Below are 22,907 nucleotides of genomic sequence, written 5' to 3'. Positions count from 1 at the left end.
TTTTTTTTGCGCCAAAATGAAAATAGCGTCAGTTTGTTGACTGAATTTATAAAAATAGCGTCAGTTTATTGACTGAATTTATATAAATTGCGTCAGTGAATTAATATGTATGTTACAAAGAGCCATCTTTTCAAAGATTATTAAGGACTGCGCTAAACAAAAAGTCAGTTTGTTGGTTGGTGCCCGGCGGGTGGGCAAGACAGAGTTATTGCTGAAAGTAAGAGAACATTTCGGCAAGGACTGTCTCTGGTTGAACGGAGAAGATACAGATACTGAGCAGTTGCTGGCGGCGAGAACCGTTGCCAATTATAAGCGGTTATTAGAAAGAAAAAAATTATTGATTATTGACGAGGCGCAATATATCGAAGATATTGGCCGGAAGGTGAAATTGATGATCGATGAGATTAAGCCACTGCATATTATCATTACGGGGTCCAGCAGTTTTGATCTGCAACAAAATTCAGGAGAACCGCTGGTAGGCCGTAGCATTACCAACCAATTGTATCCGATCGCGCAAATGGAGCTGGCCGCCGTCGAAAACCTGCTCGAAACCAGGCAAAACCTGGAAGAGCGTCTGGTTTTTGGCAGCTACCCGGAAGTGTTGAATATAGCATCGTTAGAGGAAAAGCAGCAATATTTGCAGGAATTGGTCAACACGTATCTTTTAAAAGACATCCTGGCTTTTGAAAGTATTCGTAATCCGCAAAAGATAAAAGACCTTCTGATATTGCTCTCCTACCAGATAGGCAATGAAGTGTCGCTTGACGAATTAGGAAAGAAGCTGGGTCTCAGTAAAAATACGGTAGAGCGTTATCTGGATCTGTTAACCAAGGTGTTTGTTATCTATAAGCGGGGAGGTTATAGCAAAAACCTGCGTAAGGAAGTGGTCAAAAGCAGTCGCTGGTATTTTGTTGATAACGGGGTCAGGAACGCGTTGATCGGGAACTTTAATGTTCCGGCTTTACGGCAGGATATAGGAATGCTTTGGGAAAATTATATTTTGAGTGAACGGATAAAGTATAATGAGTATCATCATAATCCTTTGAACAGTTATTTCTGGCGCACCTACGATCAGCAGGAAATAGACCTGATCGAAGCGGCCGGAGATCAACTGAGCGGATTTGAGCTAAAGTGGAACGAGCAGGCTGTGAAAACCCCGGTTGCTTTTGCAAAAGCTTATCCCGACGCAAGTTTTAACGTAATACATCAAAATAACTATCAAAGCTTCATCCTATAATTGTAATTTTGCGCTATGCAAAAAGGAATTGCTACAATTATTGTTTTGCTTGTGTTCACGCTTTCCGCGTTTGCTCAGTGTTCCATTTGTACTAAGACGGCACAGCAGTTGGGAGATGGTCCCGCGCATGGATTGAACGGGGGTATTATTTATCTGGCTTTTATTCCGCTGGCCGTCATTGGCATCATTGCATTTCGCTGGTGGAAAAGTGAAAAAACTGCTGGCAAGTAATATTGTTTTTCGCCGAATAGTTGATACCTTTGAAAAGGTAATACTAACGTTAAAGACAACGTGCGAGGAGACCCTCCCTTGTTTCGTCAACGCCAAAATTTTTGAGTATGCTCGAACAGATTTTAGCACTTGTAAAACAGCAAGGCCAGCAGGATGTTGTGCAGAATCCCGATATACCTGACGATAAGAACAATGAGGTCATGAAGGAGACCGCCAGTACCATTACTGAAGGTTTTCAAAGTATATTGAGCGGCGGAGGTCTTCAAAGCCTGATCGGGATGTTTGCCGGTGGTGACAATACGAGTAAAGGCGGTTTGTTGAACAACCCGATGGTGACGGAAATGATCGGAAAGCTGGCAGGTAACCTGGTGCAGAAGCTGCAACTTAGCCCCGCTGTTGCTAATTCTGTGGCCAACAATATCATTCCGGGTGTGTTAAGCAAGTTAGTAAGCAATACGCGCAGCAACGACCCGTCTCATGCTTCATTCGATCTGAACCAGTTAGTCGGAGCCTACACGGGAAACCAGGGTGGTGGAGCGGGTGGATTTGACTTGCAGGGATTGGTGCAGCAATTTACAGGTGGCGCTGACAAGGACCAGGAGGCTCAAATAGGGCAGTTAAACGCCGATGTTGCCCAAAAAGCAAAGCAAAATCAGAAAGACGCGGGTGGTTTGACAGGGTTGATAAAAGATTTTTTCAATTAGAAAACCGATTTTGCTTTTTGGCATGATTTCTGTTATTTTTTAACTGTAGCTCTTAATAACAAAAAAAGTGATTTTTCCGGCAGAAATGTCTTTTAAATTACTTTAACAACTTCAATAAAATAAACAAATAGTCTTGTACGTTTATAGAGTATAAGATTTAAGATAGTCAATTTTCTCATAAGCAGTTAGTTTTGGTTGCGACCCCTGTTTCTACAGGGGTCTATTTTTTTGTATATACTATGAGACTAAAAATAAGTCCTGCTATAGCGCCGCTGCCGTCTGCAACTACATCCCACATATCATAATCACGGTTAGCTACCAGGAACTTTTGCACCAGCTCCATCAGGTAGCCAAACAGTATCCCGCCCAGGGTGATCAGGACAAACTGTTGGGTCAGCCGGGTTCGCGTACTTTTGTACCGCACGATGCCACACCAGAGTACCACAAACAGGGCAAACATGCCAAAGTGTACATATTTGTCAGAATGGGGAATGTTAAGAAAGGAAGTCTCGTCCGGAAGGTCAGAACCGGGAATGCTTAATAATATAATAATAATGGCCGACCAAATGATGGCCGGCCAATAGCTTTTGGATAACTTTTTCAAGATAATAATTTTATTGCGCTTGCGCAGGTTTGCCTACCCTGTTACAGCTTCGTAACCGGCAGCATCCAGCAGGGCATCAACATCGGAAGGGTTGTCAACGGTCATTTTGATCATCCATCCTTCGCCGTAAGGATCAGTATTTACCAGCTCAGGGGCGTTGGCCAGGGCGGGATTCAGTTCATTCACCGTACCATCCACCGGCAGGTACAGATCGGATACTGTTTTCACGGCTTCTACTGTTCCAAACACTTCATTTGCTTTCAGCGCCTTCCCAATAGTCTCCACTTCCACGAATACAATATCTCCCAGTTCGCGTTGAGCAAAATCAGTAATACCTATTGTTGCGACATTGCCTTCTAATTTAATCCACTCGTGATCTTTAGTGTAACGGAGTGTATCAGGATAACTCATAGTTGATTAATGTTTTATTTGAAATACAAATATGGGTAAAAGCATCGGGATTTTTTTGAAAAGCCTGCTACTTTTTATCCGCAAAGTTACAATGACAAGCGAAAAACACATGTAGGGCGCATTTTCTGATGTACTGTAACATTTTCTGTGTTGCTGCGATTAGAAAGCAGTTGCCCGAATGGCCAAACCGTTTAAGTGGCATTTCGTCACTTTTATCGGTCGTTTTACACCATTTACCGTAAATAGGTTTGTCAAGGGGTTGAGCGACAATAGCTTTACGGCCATAAACCATTTTTATGCGATCTTTTCTTTTATTGACCCTCATTAGTTGCCTTACCGGAGTTGCAAACGCCCAAACCATTTCCGGAAAGATAACAGACCAGAACCAGGCGCCGATGCCCAACGCCTCTGTCTCTTTGTTAAACGCCAAAGATTCTTCTCTCAAAAAAATTGCTGCGGCAGATAAAAACGGCCGTTTCGTTTTCGAACAGATACCAGGTGGCAATTATCTGTTGATGGTCACCAGTGTCGGCTTTATTAATGCCTACTCAAATCCTTTTGTATACGATAGCCTCAACAACGTGACGCAAGATCTTACTATCGATAAAAGCTCGGTGCAGATGACCGGTGTGGTAGTGACCGCCAAGAGGCCGCCTATCGAAATGAAAGCAGGTAAAACAGTGGTAAATGTAGATGGACAACCTACCAACGCTGGTTTGAATGTGCTGGAAATATTAGAAAAGTCGCCGGGTGTATCAGTAGATGCAGACGGCAATGTGAGTCTCCAGGGGAAAGGCGGTGTGATGATATTGATTGATGATAAGCCTACCTATTTAAGCGGCACCCAGTTAGCGGCTTATTTGAAGAGCATCCAGGCCAGCGGATTGAACCAGATCGAGATCATGACGTCACCGCCTGCTAAATACGACGCAGAAGGCGGCGCCGGTGTGATCAATATCAAAACTAAAAAAGGCACCATCCGCGGCTTTAACGGAAATGTAGATTTGAATTACATACAAGGCTTTTATCCTAAATACAATGGCGGTGTAAACCTGAATTACCGCAACAACAAACTCAATATTTTCGGAAGCTACAACGGTGGTGTGTGGGAAGGCTTAGGCATCATGGCTATCAACCGTAATTTTTATGAAGACGGCGTATTTTCTGATTCTTCATCGCAGATCACCCACCGGAGAAATGACAACATGTGGCATAACGCAAGGGTAGGTATGGATTATAATTTTACCGATAACGATGTGGCGGGCATTGTCATCAGGGCAGGCATCAGCGAATGGGAAGGAAACAACAATAGCGTGTCTGACCTGTACGATGCCAATAAAGTGCTCCGTTCCATCCTGGCCTCGCAAGGCAACAACTCCGGACGCTCCAAAAATATCAATGTGAATGCCAACTACAAGCATACTTTCGATTCTTTGGGTAGGGAGATGACAGCCGATCTTGATTATGGTTTTTATGATGATCAGGGAAAAAACCTTTTGATCACAAGAGCTTTAGACGTTAACAATACACAGGTTGGAAATACCATTTCTTTAAGAGGTTCACAACCATCCATCGTAAATATTTACAGCGGAAAAGTAGATTATGTGCATCCGTTTTCCAAATCGATGAAATTAGAAGCGGGTATTAAAAGCAGTTATGTAACCACTGATAACAATGTATTATATATGCGTGACACCAGCACCGGATGGTTCGATGACCTCGAGCGTAGTAATCATTTTATCTTTAATGAAAACATCAATGCGATATATGGGATCTTCACGGCCAGCTTTAAAAAATGGGAATTAAGCGGTGGCCTGCGGGTAGAGAATACCAATGCTAAAGGCGAGCAGGTAAAAAGCGACAGCAGTTTTACCCGCCGGTATACGAACCTGTTTCCCAACTTCGGGGCGGTGTATAGCATCAATGATAAGAACAAGCTCAGCTTCGCTTACAGCCGTCGTGTGCGCCGGCCGGATTATGATGACCTGAATCCTTTTGTTTATTTTATTGACTCGCTGACTTATGGCCAGGGCAATCCTTACCTGCAACCCGAATTTTCCAACAGGTTTGAGCTGAGCCATACCTACCGCAACTTCCTGACATTTACGGTAAGCCATACACGCACTGATGATATCATCACCCAGCTTTTAAAGCAAAACACGGAAAGAAAGACGACTTTCCAGACCACTGAAAATTTTGCCAAGAGAAGGCAATGGGGTGCATCCGTTTCACTGAATAAGCAGCTGGTTAAGTGGTGGAACCTCAGCTTGTATAGCGGCGTATTTAACAATCAGTATAAAGGGCTGTACAGTGACGGCCAGGAAAACATCCCGATAGAGGTAACGATCAACGTGGTGGACGCCAATATCACCAATAGCTTTTCTTTCGCCAAAATATGGACAGGAGAATTAAGCGGCTGGTTTAGCTCCAGTCCCTCCGATGGGTTGATTATCGGCCGGCCGATGGGCGCTTTAAACGTGGCGCTGGCAAAACAGGTGTTCAAGCAGAAAGGCACCCTGAAGATCGGAGCCAGAGACCTTCTTCGCACCAGCAATTTCCGGGGTTATTCGCGCTATGCAGACGTAGACATCACGGTGGACAACAACCGGAGGATGGACAATCCGCAATTCAATGTCTCTTTAATATATAAATTTGGGCGAAATGATATCAAGCCCGCACGCCGCCGCACCGGCAGTGCAGATGATGAGCAAAGCAGAATAGGAGGGGGAGGTAATTAGGCTATGGACTGTTGCCATGCCTGAACTACCATTCGCCGTAGTTTTTTGACCATTCATCGGCAAAAGCTTTTCCAACTCGCTAATTCCAGATAGGTTTGCGCATTATAATTCTAAATCAATAATATGCGATTCTTAGTTTGGGCTTTGGGGCTTTCATTATTTCACAATAGTTTATCGGCACAGACCATTGAAGGTGGTGTTAAAGATGCGGAAGGTGCGGGGCTGAATGCGGCGACCGTAACCTTGCTGAACGGAACTGATTCTTCGATTGTAAAATTAAACGCAACAGACAAAGAGGGGCATTATGTTTTTGAAGCGATCCCTTCAGGCACTTACCTGCTTATGGCAACCGCGGTAGGGTATAACAAAACCTATTCTGACATTTTTGAATACGCCGGCGATCAAAAGCAGGTGGCCGACCTGATCATGAGTAAGGTGTCCACCGAACTTTCTGCAGTGGTGGTAACCGCGAGGAAGCCACTGATTGAAGTGCGTTCTGATAAAATGGTAGTAAATGTAGAAGGGACGATCAATGCTACCGGAAATGATGCACTCGAGCTGTTGCGCCGTTCTCCGGGTGTATTGGTGGATAAAGATGACAACCTGAGCATGGCAGGTAAAAATGGCGTGCGTGTTTATATAGATGGAAAACCGTCCCCCTTGCGTGGTTCGGATCTGGCTAATTACCTGAAGTCGATGCAGTCTTCGAGTGTCGAAGCCATCGAACTGATCACGAATCCTTCCGCCAAATATGAAGCGGAAGGCAATGCCGGGATCATTAATATCCGTCTGAAGAAAAATAAAGCCTACGGTTTGAATGGCTCTGTCAACGCCGGTTACAATGTGGCCAAATACGGGAAGTACAATGGGGGAGTGAACCTGAACTACCGGATGAGCAAGGTTAATATTTTTGGTAACTATAATTATAACCAGGGTTTGAGATATAATAACCTCGGGCTTTACAGGGAGCAGGCGGACAGTATTTTCGACCAGTTTGCCAACCAGGTAACAGATATGAAATCCCACAATTTCAAGGCCGGGGTTGATTATTTCATTAGCGATAAAAGTACTTTGGGTGTGTTGGTAAACGGTAGCCTGTCTGACCTGGTTGAAAACAATAACGGCGAAATGACCATTGCGCCACAGTCAACCGGAGTAGTGGATCGCATTTTAAAAGCCAATTCTGATATCAGTCAAAGCAACAAAAATTTTAATTATAACCTGAACTACCGGTATGCGGATACCAGCGGCCGCGAGTTGAACGTGGATGCGGATTATGGTTATTACAACATCCGGAATAACCAGCTGATCCCAAATATTTATTATGACGGTTCGGGTACTACCGAATTGTTCAGGAATGTGTATCGCATGGTGGCGCCAAGCGATATCGACATCTATTCTTTCAAAGTAGATTATGAGCAACCTTTCATGAAAGGCAAATTAGGATACGGAGGAAAGGTCGGGTATGTGGACACGGATAACGATTTTGCACAGTATAATGTAGATGCTTCCAACAATGAAAGCTTTGACCGCGACAGGAGCAACCGTTTTCAATATACAGAGAATGTTAATGCGCTGTATGTGAATTTTAACCGGCAATACAAAGGCATTGCTGTTCAATTGGGCGTGAGGGCGGAACAAACCAACTCCAAAGGATTATCGACCGGGGAACAGCTTTCGAACGGCCAGTATATTCCTTATGATTCGGCCATCAAAAGAAGCTATATAGATTTTTTCCCCAGTGCCGCTATTACCTTCAATAAAAATCCGATGAGTGTATTTAACATCACTTACAGCCGTCGGATAGATCGTCCGGATTATCAGAATATGAATCCTTTTGAATTCAAGTTGAACGACTATACCTATTCAAAAGGTAATACGAACCTGCGCCCTCAATACACCAACAGTTTTGGTGTCACACATACCTATAAGTATAAACTAAACACCAGCCTTACGTACAGCCACGTCAGTGACATGTTTGCAAGGATCCTGGAGCCGGAAGGTTCGGTTCAATACCAGACGCCCCGCAACCTGGCAACCCAGGATGTGGTAAGTCTTAATGTGACGTATCCGTTCAGTTATAAATGGTATAGCTTCTTCACCAGCCTTACCGGAAACTACACATACTATAAAGCCGATTTTGGAAACAACAGGAAGATCAACCAGGATGTGGTTAACGGACAGTTCTACGTGCAAAATACATTCAAGTTGAATAAGGATGTGACAGCAGAGCTAACCGGTTTGTACCTGACACCATTTATATGGGAGGGGACTTTCCGGGGAAAGGCGATGGGTTTTGTGAGCGCAGGCCTTCAGACCAATGTGTTGAAGGGGAAAGGTACTTTAAAAGCCAGTGTGGATGATATTTTCAAAACCATGCGTTTCAGAGGTATAAATGATTACGCCGGCGCCTATAGTCGCATCAACGCCGCCTGGGAAAGCCGGATGTTCAAGATCAATTTCAACTATCGTTTTGGAAGCAACCAGGTGAAGGCAGCACGCCAGCGCAAGACGGGTCTCGAAAGTGAAAGCAAACGTGCGCAAAACTCTGGTGGAAATCCGGGTCAGTAAAAGCTTAGTTTTGTTGGTTTAATCAAAAAGTTGTCAGCTATTGTTGGCAACTTTTTTGCTTGATAAAAGGTATGAAAGCTTTTCTATTCTTCGCCCTTGCTGGTCTCACCCTGGCATCCTGCAACAACGCTACTAAGGTGAATCGCTCTGAAGATGTAGCCGCACCCGCTGTTGACGATGCTGCAGCCGATAACAGTATACTGGTGGATAGCATTACAGAAATGGATACGGCCGCTGCGGTTCTCCCGGCCGAAACGGTGATACAGGTGCCTGTGCCGGCTGAAACGCTTCCTGTTACGAAATTGCAGCGAACCATCACTTCCGATATGCAGTCCGTCCATATTCTCTTGACCGACCTGGACGTGGGTATGTTGAGGATCAGCCTGGCACACAGCAGGCCTGATGCTAACATCCGCATCAGCCAGATCCTGTTACCCGACGGCAGTAGCGACGGGCCTTTTGGCCAGCAGTTGACTTTCGATATAAAACAAAAAGGAAACTATACAGTCATTATCAATAAAAGCAATATGGCCTCGGGCACGCAGGTAGGCGATGTATTCATTACTATTGAAAGATAACTACATAATAAGACAGCGGTAAAAATACCGCTGCGTTTGAAAAAGCAAGACCTCTTTATTGCCTCTCGGCTTCTTGCTTATTTTACTTTAGTACCGGGGTACCAGGTTGTCGTTAAAGTTTAGTATCGGGAGAGGTGCTCTACTGCTGCATTAAGTGTTCGGTCCACAAAGTTCTCAGGCTCAAAAAGCAAGGAGGTCCACTCCTCTTTTGACAACGGAGCTACATAGATATCAGGTTTGATTCCCACTCCCTCAATGACTTGTCCATTTTGATCTTTAAAGGCCATTACTGGTATAGTGAATTCCAGGAATCCACCCGCTATTTTTTCGACAAGGCCGGCATTGAACAGCTTGTGGTCGGTCAAAGCAGCTGTAGCGCCACTGCTGTAATCTCCAACCGAGACCACGTGTTCTCCCTGACTTTTTAAAACCGTTGTTGCTATTTCTGATGTACTGGCACTTCCAACATCTGTTAAGACCGCAACAGGAATTTTCGACGGAACACCGAACGGGTGTACATCTGTATATTGAGGGATCCACGGCGTATAATCAAACCGACCGTTACCTTCCTTAAGTCGCTGATAGCCGAAAATGGTGCGCTTCGTTACTAAACGATTGATAAAAAAAGGTATATCCAGAGCGTTTCCGCCGCCGTTGGCACGCAGGTCTACAATGATTTTCTTTATATGTCCTTTACGCAATGGATTAAGAAATTGCTTGTAAAAGTTGCCTCTATTCACAATTTCATCCGCAGCCTTTTGAAATTCAGGAAGAGCATATGCGTCTCGTACATGAGTGATCATACTTCTTATCAACCACCCTATAAATGGGCCGTTTTGTTCATGGTATATCGGCCTGTAAGTCGTAAATTCAGAGTACGATGGCAGTTGTGCTAGCGAGTCCAATAACTCTTGTGCCAGGTTTTTGAATTCTTCGGATATGACTTCGTTTTTATGAAATTGGTTAACATATTCATTGAAAATTTTCACTTTTTCATGCTGGAAAAAGGCGTTCCATTGACTCAGCACATGTTTGGCAAAGTTTCCCGTTCGGGTCCTGATATCAGCGTCTTTTATTGCTTTCAGATCAGCGTTGTTGTCAATATCTTTTGTTGTTAGTATAGAGTTGAGGTATGCTTTTTCAGGGATGAGGTATTGATCTTTAAGCGACAATGAATAATTCTGATAGAGAAAAAACCGATTTATTTTAAGATAGTATATTTCCGGATCGGATGATAGAAATCCTCCTAACGCCTGGCGGCTGTCAATGGTGTCTCCGGTCAACCGATTTTTCATGTAGGTGTTGACAAGGGGGTTACTGATGGGGTCATCGCTCTTCATGCCGGCATAAAAATTATACACCTCTATCTTATTATTATAGGGCATTGCGATTTTTACATAAAAATGTCCATCAACCAATGGATCTATGATATCTGTAAAATATCCTCTCGCCCGTGTGGTGTTATTGTTTATGCTGTCTTGCGTAACGCCGGGTTCCTTTCCCCAGGTTTTTAAAGCAGCAAACCTTGGGTAATACTCGTCATAGATCATATCCCAGTCTTTACCGTCTTTAAGGTATTCTTCTGAAAAAGATGCATACTGCTGGTCCATTACCTTCCAGAATATTTTAAAAAGATCAGCGTAGGATTTTACATCGTTTTTTGTATATAAGGTTGGTTCCGTAATGGTGACTTGTTTGTCTTTGACGCAAGCGATAAATATGATGGGTAAAAAAAGAAACGCTGCTATCTTTTTGTAAAGAAGATTTTTCATGTGTTGATGTTTTACTGATTTGGTCACCTGGCTGCTTCGATAGATGGTGACGCAGGGGTGCTTTTTATAAAAGTTTTGGTGGTCATTTTGGGGTGACATGGCTGTTGAGGCATTGGTTGCCGAAGTTAAAGCTGGTAGCTTTATAACTTATAGCCGACACCTAGCGAAATTATATAAGCCCGGGTCGTCATTTTTTTATTTTGATCTGTCCCTACTTTCGTAATGTCAGAAAGGCCATATTGATAATTGTACGCCGCGTATATGTCGATATTGTTAAGCGCGTAGCCAAGCTGTCCGCCGCCTTGCACGCCATAGCCGAATCTCCGCAGCCGGTTCTCATTTTTGCTAAAATTATATTGCTCGGTCACCTTGTTGTAATCCAGGGCACCTTCAGGCTTTTGCTCCAACAGAGATGGATACTGACCTTCTCTTTTCATACTCAGCCAGTATTCCCCAAAAAGTCCTCCGGATAGCTTGAGCCATATACCCTTTTCCTCCAATGGATTATTGATCAGGTATCCTCCAAATGACAAAGGCACATGAAGGTAGGTATTGATATGTCGGGTATACCACTTAGGCGCATCGTGGTAGGTGAGGCTCTTTTCATATTTGTAATTCTTTTGCAACAGCGAAACCCCGGAAGACACGAAAATAGCGTTTCCCAATAAATACTCGCCCGACAGGTTGCCTCCTATACCGTAGCCGGGAACGTAACGGGAATTTATATAATTGGAGAGATTCGCATGTCTTAGACTATAAGTGTAGCCCAAGTCAAGCCCTACTTTTATTTTATGTTGCTGAGCTTTGGCGACGATTACGTTAGAGAATAAAAAAATGCCAGCGAAGTAATAGAGGTACTTTTTCATGGTAGGGAGATTTTATAGGTTTAAAAGTAAATGCAATCTACAAAATTTGTTATTAAAAATAAAATATATTTTTAATTTTCTTAACTTGTTTCCTTAAGTCGATGATTACATTGGGAGATTTGTGCATCGTTAGGTATGATAATTGTACCTATAAGCCGAAATCGCTCTATGAATAATGCAGTGGGTTGATGTGTTCAACTGATTGAGACGCACGGTTTATACCTGCAGCTGAGGCGCTATTAAATCACCATCAAAAACTATTTAAAATGGATAACGAAAATGTAAAGAAAGAACAAGACAATCAAAAGGAACATCAGGATGCGCCTGTAAAGCCGGATCCTGAAACCTTAGGTAAGACTGATCCGCAGGAGGAGATGGAGGGGCCTGTTTCTTCGCTGATGCAGAAAGGAAGCAAAGTGATGGAAAGCAACGAGAGTAAGAAAGACGCTATTAAAAAGCATGACGAAAACATGTAAGAGCCACAAGAGATATAAGCATAGCTGAAGGGCTATGCATATATCCCTTCAATCACCTCTTTATATTTTTCCATAATGACCTTACGCTTCAGACTGAGTTTAGGTGTCATTTCTCCGCCTTCCACGCTCCATTCGTGTTCAATCAGCACAAACTTTTTGATCTGCTCGACATGATTAAAATTCACGTTGTGATGATCGATCACTGACCGGAACAGGTCATGGATTTCCTGGCTATTGATGATCTCTTCGTTCGTCAGGTCTGCAATATTATTTTCCCTCATCCAATCGCGGACAGCGTTAAAAGAAGGAACCACCAAAGCGCTTACAAATTTTCTTTCATTTCCCAGCACGATGATCTGCTCGATAAATTTGCTTTCCTTCATTTTATTTTCGATAGGTTGGGGAGCAACATATTTACCACCGCTTGTTTTAAACAGCTCTTTTTTGCGATCCGTGATCTTATAAAACCTGTTTTCAATCAGTGTGCCGATATCGCCGGTGTGTAACCACCCGTCCTGGATCACTTCTTCGGTCAGCTCCGGATGTTTATAATATCCCTGCATGACACTTGCGCCGCGTACCAGGATCTCGCCGTCATCAGCCAGTTTCACTTCGATGCCATCAATGGGCGGGCCCACTGTGCCCAGGTACGTTTCATTATTTTGTTTTCGGTTCACGCAAATTACAGGACTGTTTTCCGTCGGGCCATACCCCTCGTAAATAGGGATGCCCGCCGCATTGAAGATCCTTAACAATTTTTCAGAGGCAGCGGCACCTCCCGTGATGATAAAGCTGATCCTGCCGCCCAATGCTTCCCGCCACTTGCTGAAAACGAGTTTTCGCGCCAGGTTCAATTGAAGCTTATACAATCCTTTGAGTGGTTTCCGGTTGTCGTATTTCATACCGATACCCACGCTCCAGAAGAACAGGGCCTTTTTTATGCCTGTCAACTCGTTGCCCTTTGCCATGATCTTTTCATACACTTTCTCCAGCAACCTCGGCACAGTAGTGAAGCCATCAGGATGAATTTCCTTCAGGTTGTCGCCGATGGTTTCGAGGCTCTCGGCATAGAAAATGGAGATGCCACTAAAAAGATAAATGTAGCTTACCATTTTTTCGAAGATATGGTTCAGCGGTAAGAAGCTCAGCACCTTTGTTTGTGGCTGATCCGGAAAAGGGAAACTTGCTTTAGAAAAAAATACGTTGCTGACGATATTGCTATGACTTAACATAACACCCTTAGGCGTGCCGGTAGTGCCGCTCGTGTAGATGATCGTAGCCAGGTGCGAATTGGGAATTCGCTTTTTAATAGATTGTACCTGCTCCAGCAGTTCGGGTGTGGCCAGATCCAGCAGCGATGAATAGTGCGTCGCGCCGCTCACTTCGTCAAAGGTGAAGATGCCTTGCAGGAAATCGCTTTTTAAAGACTGGATTTTTTCAACCAGGTCGTCGCTGCTGACGAATATGTATTTCGCTTCGGACTCGCGCAGGATATATTCCAGTTCTGTGGCGCTGGTTGTGGGATACATCGGCACCAGGATGGCGCCGATCTGCTGAACGGCCAGATCGGCCATGATCCACTCCGGCCGGTTGTTGCTGATGATCGCGATTTTATCACTTCCTTCGGGTGTCAGATCGTGCCCGCTCACACCCTTCGCCAGTAGCCCTGCCGAAAGGCGATCTACCAGGTCAGCCACCTCGCCGGTGGAGTAAGCCTTCCAGGCACCCTTTACTTTCGCGTTCAACATATCCTCTTTGGGAAATGCAGTCAACTGGTGTGCCACAGCATCAAACAATCGGTAGTCCGGATAAACCATATAGTGAATCGTTTAATAATAGACAAGTTAAGAAAAAACTTAAATAGTTCGATCAGAAAGCTTTAGCTAAGCATGAAAAAACCACCTGATCGTTCAGGTGGTCTATAACTTTTTGCCAGATCATCATTTATTTCAGAGAATACGCTTGTCCTGAAGGCATTTTAAACACCCTGGAGGTATGAAAAGCGGTAAATTTATCGTATTCTTCTTTGTGTGCCTGTACCCATTTTTCGAAGGCAGGCTGATTGTCAACCGGGCCAAACATCCATTGGTTATAAGAATCAAACAAGCCATCCTTCATCAATTGCTGGTGATAGTCAAACAACCGGAAAGGATACTGCTTTGCGTAGGATGCGTTCCAGTCAAGGATGAAGCGCGTACGGATCATCGCCAGGCTCTCTGGTGTAATGCCTTGAGCAGAAATACCCGATTGTTTGGCAAATGTTTCCATCACTGCTTTTGCAAATGGATTCTTCTGATTGGCTGCGTCGGCTTTCAGATTATTAGAAATAAATAATTTTTGTTTGTAAGCGTCCAATACCATCTTTTTGATGCTGTTTGCCTTTGGATTCAGGCTTTCCATGTTGGCGTAGATCTCTCCGTAAATGATCGCCCACACTTTATCATCCTGTTGTTTGTAGTAGTAAACAGCCGCGTTATAATAGTTACCGCCGTAAGAAGGCGCTACCTGGATTCCTTTTTCCCAGTGCTGAATCGCGCCGGTAGGATTTTTCATGATCTCGAGCAGTTCACCATAATCATTATAGAGCGGACCGCTGTTGGGAAAATCTTTCAATCCGTCTTTATAATTTCTTTCCGCTTCTTTAAAGTTTTCCTGCGCTTTATAAATGTTGCCGGCTAACTGATAAGCGGCCGGGTCGCAATCAGGACTGGCAATAACCGGTTTAACGGTTTCCAGAGCCTTTGCGTAATTCTTTTGATAGTAATAGGCCAAAGCCAGGTCTTTCTGAATGTCTATATTGCTTTTATCTGATTCATTAGCCTTGGTAAGTACCAGAACGGCATTATCCAGATCTCCCGCCTGCATAAAGTTCCGTGCGCGTTGACGCTCTGCAGATATACTGTTCTGAGCGAACAAGCTAAAGCAAGTAGATAAAAATAAGCCAGTTACAAATATTTTTTTCATTAAATCAAATTTTGATACCAAAAATTGCAAAAAGCAAGCCGAAAAGTCCTGGCTTTGCTATCTGAGATGCAAAAGTAAGTTAAAGGGTGGCAGCGGGTAAAAATTTATTTTAAACGGCATTCAATTTTAAAAAAGTCAAACCTTGTAAATATTTGAATGTTAAAACATTTTATCGGTGCTGTATTTATAATGACGGAAGGTTACATTTGTAGTGCCACGCTCTACATGACCATTGGACAGGTACTTCCGTTGCCAGCCGCAGCGCTTCAGGACCGGGAGGTATGTTCGATATTGCATCAGGAAGCTTTCATAAAGAGGGTCATTCAGATGAGGATGGTGGGCTCGTTGTCCATCCGATAACGGCCAGGTTCAACTTCTAAAAATAAAAAAGATCTACTGGTGAAAATAGCATTAGCACAGCAAAATTATCATATCGGAAATTTTGAATCGAACGTCGAAAAGATCATTCAGGCAATTGGCCAGGCCAAACAACAGGGCGCAGAACTGGTAGTGTTTTCAGAGTTGTGTGTATGTGGTTATCCGCCGCGCGACTTCCTGGAGTTTGATGATTTTATCAATAAATCTTATCAGGCCATTGATGCTATCAGCGAACATGCAGACACCATCGGCGTGCTGGTCGGGGCGCCCGCGCGCAATGCCGATCCTAAAGGGAAAGACCTTTTCAATGCCGGATTCCTGCTTTACAATAAAGCAATACAAGGACAGGTGTATAAGACTTTACTGCCAACCTATGACGTGTTTGATGAAGGTCGCTACTTTGAGCCGGCCTATCAATGGAATGTGCTTGAGTTTAAAGGCAAGAAATTGGCGGTGACCATCTGCGAGGATATCTGGAACATGGGCAGCAATCCGTTGTACCGTACCACGCCGATGGAAGAGCTGATCAAAGAACACCCAGATGTGATGATCAACTTGTCGGCATCGCCTTACAACTACGCGCAGGATATAGTGCGCAACAGTATTGTAAAAGCGCATACCGTAAAATACAATTTGCCCATGCTGTATTGCAACACGGTAGGTTCGCAAACGGAGATTGTTTTTGACGGCGGCAGCCTGGTGTATGATAACGCCGGTAACAAAGTAGGGGAGCTGAAATATTTCGAAGAAGATTTCGGCATTTTCGATCTGAAAGACCTGGTTAATCAACAACCCGCCGGTTCGCAGGACGTCAAAGTATATTACGCGGCATCGGAAGTGGGCGCGGACAAGAACGTGCTCGAATATCTTTCAGACGATAAAAGCATTGAAGAGATACATGCCGCGCTGACGCTGGGCATTAAAGACTACTTCACGAAGATGGGCTTCACCAAGGCTATCCTCGGCTCCAGCGGCGGGATTGACAGCGCTGTTACGATTGCGCTGGCTGTAGAAGCGCTCGGTAAAGAAAATGTGCGTGCGATATTGATGCCTTCCCAGTATTCGACCTCTCACTCCGTAAGCGATGCAGAGCAGCTCAGTAAGAACCTTGGCAACCCTTACGATATTATTGCGATCAAAAATATTTACGAGTCATTCATGACAGAGCTGAAGCCTGTTTTCGGCGATCTGCCGTTCAGCGTAGCGGAAGAAAATATACAAAGCCGTACCCGGGGCAACCTTTTAATGGCCATTGCCAATAAATTTGGTTATATTCTTTTGAACACTTCCAATAAAAGCGAACTGGCAACAGGCTACGGCACTTTGTATGGCGACATGGCCGGCGGACTGGGTGTTTTAGGTGATGTGTACAAGACACAAGTGTATGCTTTGGCGCGATATATCAACCGGAACGGAGAAATTATTCCTGAAAATATTATTACCAAAGCGCCGTCGGCGGAGCTGAGGCCAGACCAGAAAGACAGCGACAGTTTGCCGGAATATGATGAGCTGGATACGATCCTCTTCAAATACATCGAAGAGCGGCAAGGCCCGCGGGCGCTGATCGCCCAGGGGTTTGATGAAAAGCTGGTGAACAGGATCCTGCGGATGGTTAATCTGAATGAATACAAGCGAAACCAGTTCTGTCCCATCATCAGGGTTAGCTACAAGGCTTTCGGAGTGGGAAGGAGAATTCCTATTGTGGCAAAATATTTGAGCTGATGAGGCGAACCTGGCGGCAATTGGTTCGCAAGTGTCTGTAATCGAATACCAGTCATCAGGAACCTGAAACAATGAATCAACAAAAAATGAACTCCATAAAGACAGCAGAAGATATCAAGGTACTCAACGAGAAGATCGCGGCTGTAAGCCATTTCGTCGATCAGCTCAAAGAGGAAGTCGGCCACCTCATCGTGGGGCAGGCGCATATGCTCGATCGTTTGCTGATCGGTCTGTTGAGCAACGGGCATGTGTTGCTTGAAGGGGTGCCTGGACTGGCGAAAACGCTTACGATTAAGTCGCTGGCAACGGCTATACAAGCCAATTTCAGCAGGATCCAGTTTACACCCGACCTGCTGCCTGCCGACGTGATCGGAACGTTGATGTATAACCAGCAGCAAAATGATTTTGTGGTGCGCAAAGGGCCGATTTTCGCCAACTTCATCCTGGCCGACGAGATCAACCGGGCGCCTGCGAAAGTGCAGTCGGCTTTGTTAGAAGCCATGCAGGAACGTCAGGTAACGATAGGCGATACGACTTATAAATTAGAAGAACCCTTTCTCGTGCTGGCCACGCAGAATCCGCTGGAGCAGGAGGGTACTTATGCTTTGCCGGAAGCCCAGGTCGATCGTTTCATCATGAAGGTGATCGTTCGATACCCGGAAATGCAGGAGGAACAGATGATCCTGAGATCGAATGTGCAATCCGTTAAAATGCCTGCGATTCGCCCGGTGGTCAATGTCGATGCGATACTTCGCGCAAGAGACCTGGTGCGGGATATTTACTTAGATGAAAGAGTGGAGCAATATATATTAGATATCGTTTTTGCTACGCGCTATCCGGGGCGCTATGAGTTGAAGAAACTGGAGCCGCTGATCGCCTATGGCGCTTCTCCGCGCGGAAGCATCAACCTGGCATTGGCCGGTAAAGCAAGGGCTTTTCTTAACAAGCGAGGCTTTGTAATGCCTGAGGATATCAGGAGTATTGCCCACGATGTATTAAGACACCGGATCGGGCTGACTTACGAAGCTGAGGCAGAGAACATCGATGTGGAAAATGTGATCGATGAGATCTTAGCTAAAATTAATGTGCCGTAGGGGAGGGTAAAAAGTTGACAGACGATAGTTGGCTGTCGACCGTTTTCCCGGGAAGAAAGAATTTACAAAGCATTCGTCAGGATAAATGATCATACCGTAAAAAGCCTGACGTCTTAAAAATATTAAAGTCTCAGCTATAAAAAGCTGATGTATCAACTAACAACTGTCAACTCCTGAATGCGCAGTACATCCGAAATATTAAAGAAGGTACGTGAGCTGGAGATCAAAAGCAAGAAACTTGCACGAGATCTCTTCTCCGGTGAATATCATAGTGCCTTCAAGGGAAAAGGGATGTCCTTCAAAGAAGTTCGCGAATATGCGGCGGGCGACGATGTGAGGTTTATAGATTGGAACGTCTCGGCGCGTTTTGGTCATCCGTTCAGCAAGATCTTCGAAGAAGAAAGAGAGTTGTCTGTCATGTTGCTGGTAGACATCAGTAACAGTTCTCTCTTTGGTACGCATTACGGTTTAAAAAGAGATGTGGCTACGGAGATCGCTGCTGTGCTGGCGTTTTCTGCCGTGAGCAACGGCGATAAGGTCGGTGCGATCTTTTACAGCGACCAGGTGGAAATGTATATCGCTCCCAAGAAAGGCCGGCAGCAGGCTTTATATATTGTTCGTGAGATCCTGAGCCTGGAGGCTAAGGGAAAAGGTACCCGTCTCAATGCAGCTTTAAAATATTTCACCAACGCGATCAAGCAAAGCAGTATTGCTTTTGTGCTTAGTGATTTTATTGACTCTAATTACGAAGACGCATTGCGCGTTGCCGGAAAAAAGCACGACCTGATCGGTATTAAAATTTATGATCAGATGGATCAGACCTTGCCCGATGCGGGTTTGATGCAGTTGCTGGATGCAGAGTCCGGGCAGGTTCAATGGGTGGACACCAGCAATGCCTATGTGAGGCGGAAATATGAAGAGCATTTCTTCGAGGCAACCGCCTATTGCGTGAATGTGTTCAAAAAATCAGGAAGTGACCTGCTGCACATCAAGACCGGGGACGATTATGTCCACGTGCTGCGCCGCTTTTTCAGAAGCCGGATCAAGTAAGTGGATCAGTAGCATGATCTGATCGTCTCGATCTGATCATATAATTTTTGGCACTATTACGGGAGTCGTTCAGACCTTTCCATACTTTAAATCTAAAATCGGTTTGTTTAATAGTATTCGAAATAAAAGTTGTAAGCGCCCGGTAGAGATCTTTTTTGTACTGGGCCTGGTGTTCTCGTCATTCTATTGTTGTGCACAGCCGGTGGCCGTCCGAGCATTTACGGATAAAAGCAAAGTATTGCTGGGAGAGCCTTTCTGGCTGACGCTTGAAGTGAAGACCCTGAACAACGTGAAGCCGGAGCCTTTCAAGGTAGATAGTATCCCGCATTTTGAATTTATTGTCAGAGATAGTGCGAAGGTGCTGCAAAGCGGCGACACGACCGTGTATCATCAATATTATCAGCTGACGAGTTTTGATTCCGGCCGCTGGGTGATACCCTCTTACACGCTGAGACAATTTGTCAAAACCAATAGCCTGTCGATCGATGTGACCTTTACAGAAAACTTTGATCCCAAGCAGCCCTATCATGATGTGCAGGGAATGAGAGATGTGCCGTTTAAGCTGGGCGAGCGACTGGAAAAATGGTGGTACTGGATCGCGGGGCTGTTGATATTGATCGTACTGCTCATATATTGGATGACTTCGCCGCAACCACCGCGACGAAAAAAGCCAGTGAAGGGAGATACACCTTACCAACGGGCGAAACAGGGCCTTGCCGAATTGAAGCAGAGCCGACCGGATGAGAAAGAGTTTTATGCGCAGCTGGTAGAAATATTCAGGACCTACGTTTCTGAAAGAACCGGTATCACATCGCGGCAGCAAACGTCCAACCACCTGGTGGAGAAAATTAAACCGTTGGTAGCAGACGAGGCCCGGTATGAAAGCCTGGGGCAGGTGTTATATTTATGTGACTTTGTAAAGTTTGCAAAATATCATCCGGAGGACAGTGAAACGACCTCGGCCTTTGAGGTCGTTGAAGATTCGATCCATTACATTGAAGAAACGGTAAAAAGACAACCGGGTTTGACCCTGCCCGAATGATCGGAGCAGGCGGGCGTCCCGGTTTACACTAAAAATATTGCCTGATAAGCATGATCTACGACTGGTTAAAAAATATAACCTTTATCTGGCCTGAGAATTTTATTCTCCTGGCATTGATCCCTTTTATGATCTGGCGTTATGCCCGGAACGAAAAGAGAGACAAGGGATCGGTCATGACCTCGGCCGTCTACGCCGATACACCTGTTACTTTTAAAGCACGTTTTCGTCATCTCCCGTTTATACTCCGTATGCTTGCTCTTACTTGCCTGGTGCTCGCCCTGGCGCGTCCGCAACACCAGGTTCAGAAAAGCCGGTCAGAGGGGGAAGGTATCGATATTGTACTTTGCCTTGATGTCAGTGGCAGTATGGGGACCGAAGATGTGAAGCCTTATCGCTTCCTGGTGGCTAAAGAAGTGGCTATTGAATTTGTAAAGAACCGGCCGGTTGACCGGATCGGCCTCGTGATCTTTGCCGGGGAAAGCTTTACCAAATGCCCGATTACACCCGACAGAGACGCCGTGCTGGCCCAGCTCAACAGTCTCAAGATCATGGACGGCGGCTATCTCGAAACAGGAACGCTGATCGGAGAAGGGTTAGCGATGTCTGTCAACCGGATCAGCAAGGGCACCGGGAAAAGTAAAGTGATCATCTTATTGACCGATGGAAAAGAGGATGCTCCTCCGACACGGATCATCGACCCTGAAATGGCCATGGAGATTGCCAAGGCTAATAATGTGAAGGTCTATTGCATCGGGCTGGGATCTGCAACAAGCACGGCCGAGCAAATGGTGAAGGATGTCGCTGGAAACGTCGTAAGAAATTATATTGATGAGGCATTGTTAACCCGTATTGCTACGAGCACGGGTGGAAAATATTACCGCGCTACCGACAAAGCTTCACTGCAGGCCATCTATTCCCAGATCGACCGGCTGGAGAAATCGAAAGTGGAAGTGATCCAGTACAAAGAGGTAAAAGAAATGTTTATCCCGCTGGTGTTGGCGGCATTGCTTTTCCTCCTGCTTGAAGTGTTGTTCCGCTTCACCGTTTTCAGGAAGTTTCCTTAATGAAACGATATAAAAAAAGACCAGCCTTGGCTGGTCTTTTTGATTCAGTAATAATGGGTTTTAGAACGTTCTGTATTCCCCGCTTAAATACTTATTCGCTTCTTCTTCTTTAAACCGGGCATTTTTACCATCCCAGTTTAATGTCTGATTGGGGAAGCGCGCGGCGACAACGCCTAATAAGATCACTTCCGTCAACTTTGCGGCATAAGAGAAAGGCGCGCTGGTTTTCGCTTTACCCAGACAAGCGTCCACAAACTCATGGTAATGTTTGGAGCCTTCCACATCATAACTTACAGTAGGCTTGCCCGCTTCGCCTTTAGTATCGTACTTTTTAATGTCGATCGGTTTGTACTGATCATCGATGATCAATTTGGGCAACTGCATAAAGTGAGGCAACAATAATCTTTGTCCGTTTTCGCCGATAAACATGGCGCCCTGGTCAGGCAGTTTTTCTCCGTTGGGCAGCTTCAGCTCTTCCTGCAATTCAGGTGCGCCTTTACCGTCATACCATACCCACTCCAATGTGTTTGCAGTATATTTAGTTCCTGGGAATACGTAAGTAACATGATTTTTTTCCGGATGTCCGAAGTCATTGGGCTCGCGGCAATCATTTTTAACGGTCAGTGGAACGCCTAATTTTAAAGCGTTGTAAGGAGTATCAAAAATGTGAACGCCCATGTCGCCCAGGGTTCCACAGCCATAATCGATGCATTTGCGCCAGTTGGCAGGATGGTAAAATCCTTTTTTATAAGGTCTTTCTTTAGCGGTACCCAGCCAAAGGTTCCAGTCCAATCCCTCTGGTACGGGGTCGCTTCCTTCCGGCTCGGGCCCGTTGTAGCCCCAAACTTTTGGAGACCAGGCAATCACTTTTTTCACTTTCCCTATAATGCCTTTCTGGATCAGGATCGTGGCCAATTTGTAATCGTAAAAGGAATGCACCTGGATACCCATCTGGGTAACCAGTTTTTTCTGTGCCGCTACCTGCTCCATTTTGCGCGACTCGGAGATGTAGTGAGTCAGCGGTTTCTGGCAGTAAACGTTTTTGTTCATTTCCATGGCCATTAATGAAACGGGCGCATGCGCATGATCCGGCGTAGACACTACTACGGCGTCTATATCATTTGCCATAGATTTGAGCATCTCTCTGTAGTCGGTAAATATTTTGGCTCCCGCGTATGTGCCTTTTACAGCATCGATCTTTTTCATATCAACATCGCAAAGTGCCACTACCTCAACGGCAGGGTGAGAAGCAATATCTTTCAGGTCGGCGGTACCCATCATGCCCAGGCCCACCTGTGCAATTCGTAATTTTTTATCTGAAGCAGCAGCCGAAGACGGAAAGGGCAGTAACAGCGCCAGTGCTCCGGCAGCAGTGGTTTGAATAAAATGTTTTCTTTTCATTCGT

Annotated in this window: 20 protein-coding genes; 12 read left to right on the top strand and 8 right to left on the bottom strand. The window is 45.0% G+C overall.

Annotation, left to right across the window (positions count from 1 at the left end; translation table 11 throughout):
* The first annotated feature begins 109 nt into the window (after positions 1 to 109).
* The 3 genes from ACU37H_RS07520 (at position 110) to ACU37H_RS07510 (ending at position 2,172) form a co-directional block, all read left to right on the top strand.
* Positions 110 to 1,237 carry an ATP-binding protein gene (locus ACU37H_RS07520; protein ID WP_472702145.1) on the top strand — a complete coding sequence of 376 codons (1,128 nt, stop codon included), beginning with the start codon at positions 110 to 112 and terminating at the stop codon, positions 1,235 to 1,237.
* A gap of 15 nt (positions 1,238 to 1,252) precedes the next feature.
* The gene (locus ACU37H_RS07515) at positions 1,253 to 1,468 is read left to right on the top strand and encodes a hypothetical protein (RefSeq protein ID WP_472702146.1); all 216 of its coding nucleotides are present in this window, start codon (positions 1,253 to 1,255) and stop codon (positions 1,466 to 1,468) included.
* Positions 1,469 to 1,575: 107 nt separating this feature from the next.
* On the top strand, positions 1,576 to 2,172 hold the full coding sequence (locus ACU37H_RS07510; RefSeq protein WP_472702147.1) for a hypothetical protein: 597 nt from the start codon (positions 1,576 to 1,578) through the stop codon (positions 2,170 to 2,172).
* Positions 2,173 to 2,392: 220 nt separating this feature from the next.
* Here ACU37H_RS07510 and ACU37H_RS07505 read toward each other — a convergent pair whose 3' ends face one another.
* Both ACU37H_RS07505 and gcvH read right to left on the bottom strand, forming a co-directional pair.
* Positions 2,393 to 2,776, bottom strand: a complete 384-nt coding sequence (locus ACU37H_RS07505) for a VanZ family protein (protein ID WP_472702148.1) — start codon at positions 2,774 to 2,776, stop codon at positions 2,393 to 2,395.
* A 33-nt stretch (positions 2,777 to 2,809) separates the two neighbouring features.
* Positions 2,810 to 3,187 (bottom strand): glycine cleavage system protein GcvH, encoded by a 378-nt coding sequence (gene gcvH, locus ACU37H_RS07500; RefSeq protein ID WP_472702149.1) that lies wholly within the window; start codon positions 3,185 to 3,187, stop codon positions 2,810 to 2,812.
* A gap of 296 nt (positions 3,188 to 3,483) precedes the next feature.
* Here gcvH and ACU37H_RS07495 point away from each other — a divergent pair, with 296 nt between their 5' ends.
* The 3 genes from ACU37H_RS07495 to ACU37H_RS07485 all read left to right on the top strand — a co-directional run bounded on the left by ACU37H_RS07495 (position 3,484) and on the right by ACU37H_RS07485 (position 9,074).
* Positions 3,484 to 5,925, top strand: coding sequence for a TonB-dependent receptor domain-containing protein (locus ACU37H_RS07495; protein ID WP_472702150.1), 2,442 nt, complete (start codon positions 3,484 to 3,486; stop codon positions 5,923 to 5,925).
* Positions 5,926 to 6,048: 123 nt separating this feature from the next.
* Entirely contained in the window at positions 6,049 to 8,496 is a 2,448-nt protein-coding gene (locus ACU37H_RS07490) for an outer membrane beta-barrel protein (RefSeq protein ID WP_472702151.1), read from the top strand.
* A gap of 71 nt (positions 8,497 to 8,567) precedes the next feature.
* Positions 8,568 to 9,074, top strand: a complete 507-nt coding sequence (locus ACU37H_RS07485; RefSeq protein WP_472702152.1) for a hypothetical protein — start codon at positions 8,568 to 8,570, stop codon at positions 9,072 to 9,074.
* A gap of 119 nt (positions 9,075 to 9,193) precedes the next feature.
* Here ACU37H_RS07485 and ACU37H_RS07480 read toward each other — a convergent pair whose 3' ends face one another.
* Positions 9,194 to 10,846 (bottom strand): S41 family peptidase, encoded by a 1,653-nt coding sequence (locus ACU37H_RS07480; RefSeq protein WP_472702153.1) that lies wholly within the window; start codon positions 10,844 to 10,846, stop codon positions 9,194 to 9,196.
* Between the two features lie 140 nt (positions 10,847 to 10,986).
* Positions 10,987 to 11,712, bottom strand: coding sequence for an outer membrane beta-barrel protein (locus tag ACU37H_RS07475; RefSeq protein ID WP_472702154.1), 726 nt, complete (start codon positions 11,710 to 11,712; stop codon positions 10,987 to 10,989).
* A gap of 266 nt (positions 11,713 to 11,978) precedes the next feature.
* Between ACU37H_RS07475 and ACU37H_RS07470 the strand changes: the two genes are divergently transcribed.
* Complete coding sequence (locus ACU37H_RS07470) at positions 11,979 to 12,188, top strand: hypothetical protein (RefSeq protein WP_472702155.1); 210 nt, start codon at positions 11,979 to 11,981, stop codon at positions 12,186 to 12,188.
* 32 nt (positions 12,189 to 12,220) lie between these two features.
* Here the strand turns inward: ACU37H_RS07470 and ACU37H_RS07465 are convergent, their stop codons facing one another.
* The 3 genes from ACU37H_RS07465 to ACU37H_RS07455 all read right to left on the bottom strand — a co-directional run bounded on the left by ACU37H_RS07465 (position 12,221) and on the right by ACU37H_RS07455 (position 15,449).
* Positions 12,221 to 14,005: an AMP-dependent synthetase/ligase gene (locus ACU37H_RS07465; protein ID WP_472702156.1), complete on the bottom strand. Its 1,785-nt coding sequence runs from the start codon at positions 14,003 to 14,005 to the stop codon at positions 12,221 to 12,223.
* 127 nt (positions 14,006 to 14,132) lie between these two features.
* Positions 14,133 to 15,152, bottom strand: a complete 1,020-nt coding sequence (locus ACU37H_RS07460; RefSeq protein ID WP_472702157.1) for a tetratricopeptide repeat protein — start codon at positions 15,150 to 15,152, stop codon at positions 14,133 to 14,135.
* 159 nt (positions 15,153 to 15,311) lie between these two features.
* Positions 15,312 to 15,449, bottom strand: coding sequence for a hypothetical protein (locus tag ACU37H_RS07455; protein WP_472702158.1), 138 nt, complete (start codon positions 15,447 to 15,449; stop codon positions 15,312 to 15,314).
* Positions 15,450 to 15,551: 102 nt separating this feature from the next.
* On the opposite strand from ACU37H_RS07455, the gene ACU37H_RS07450 reads away from it, so the two are divergent.
* From ACU37H_RS07450 to ACU37H_RS07430, 5 genes are all read left to right on the top strand, one after another.
* On the top strand, positions 15,552 to 17,252 hold the full coding sequence (locus ACU37H_RS07450; RefSeq protein ID WP_472702159.1) for an NAD+ synthase: 1,701 nt from the start codon (positions 15,552 to 15,554) through the stop codon (positions 17,250 to 17,252).
* Between the two features lie 86 nt (positions 17,253 to 17,338).
* Positions 17,339 to 18,346: an AAA family ATPase gene (locus tag ACU37H_RS07445; RefSeq protein WP_472702160.1), complete on the top strand. Its 1,008-nt coding sequence runs from the start codon at positions 17,339 to 17,341 to the stop codon at positions 18,344 to 18,346.
* 177 nt (positions 18,347 to 18,523) lie between these two features.
* Positions 18,524 to 19,396 (top strand): DUF58 domain-containing protein, encoded by an 873-nt coding sequence (locus ACU37H_RS07440; protein ID WP_472702161.1) that lies wholly within the window; start codon positions 18,524 to 18,526, stop codon positions 19,394 to 19,396.
* 103 nt (positions 19,397 to 19,499) lie between these two features.
* Positions 19,500 to 20,438 carry a hypothetical protein gene (locus tag ACU37H_RS07435; protein ID WP_472702162.1) on the top strand — a complete coding sequence of 313 codons (939 nt, stop codon included), beginning with the start codon at positions 19,500 to 19,502 and terminating at the stop codon, positions 20,436 to 20,438.
* A 50-nt stretch (positions 20,439 to 20,488) separates the two neighbouring features.
* Entirely contained in the window at positions 20,489 to 21,502 is a 1,014-nt protein-coding gene (locus tag ACU37H_RS07430) for a vWA domain-containing protein (protein WP_472702163.1), read from the top strand.
* Between the two features lie 60 nt (positions 21,503 to 21,562).
* Here the strand turns inward: ACU37H_RS07430 and ACU37H_RS07425 are convergent, their stop codons facing one another.
* Entirely contained in the window at positions 21,563 to 22,903 is a 1,341-nt protein-coding gene (locus tag ACU37H_RS07425) for a Gfo/Idh/MocA family protein (RefSeq protein WP_472702164.1), read from the bottom strand.
* Positions 22,904 to 22,907: the final 4 nt, after the last annotated feature.

The sequence above is a fragment of the Niabella sp. ZPM-14 genome (genome assembly GCF_055693045.2).
The sequence above is the reverse complement of the archived record's forward strand: the minus strand, read 5'-3'. Positions and strand labels throughout refer to the sequence as shown.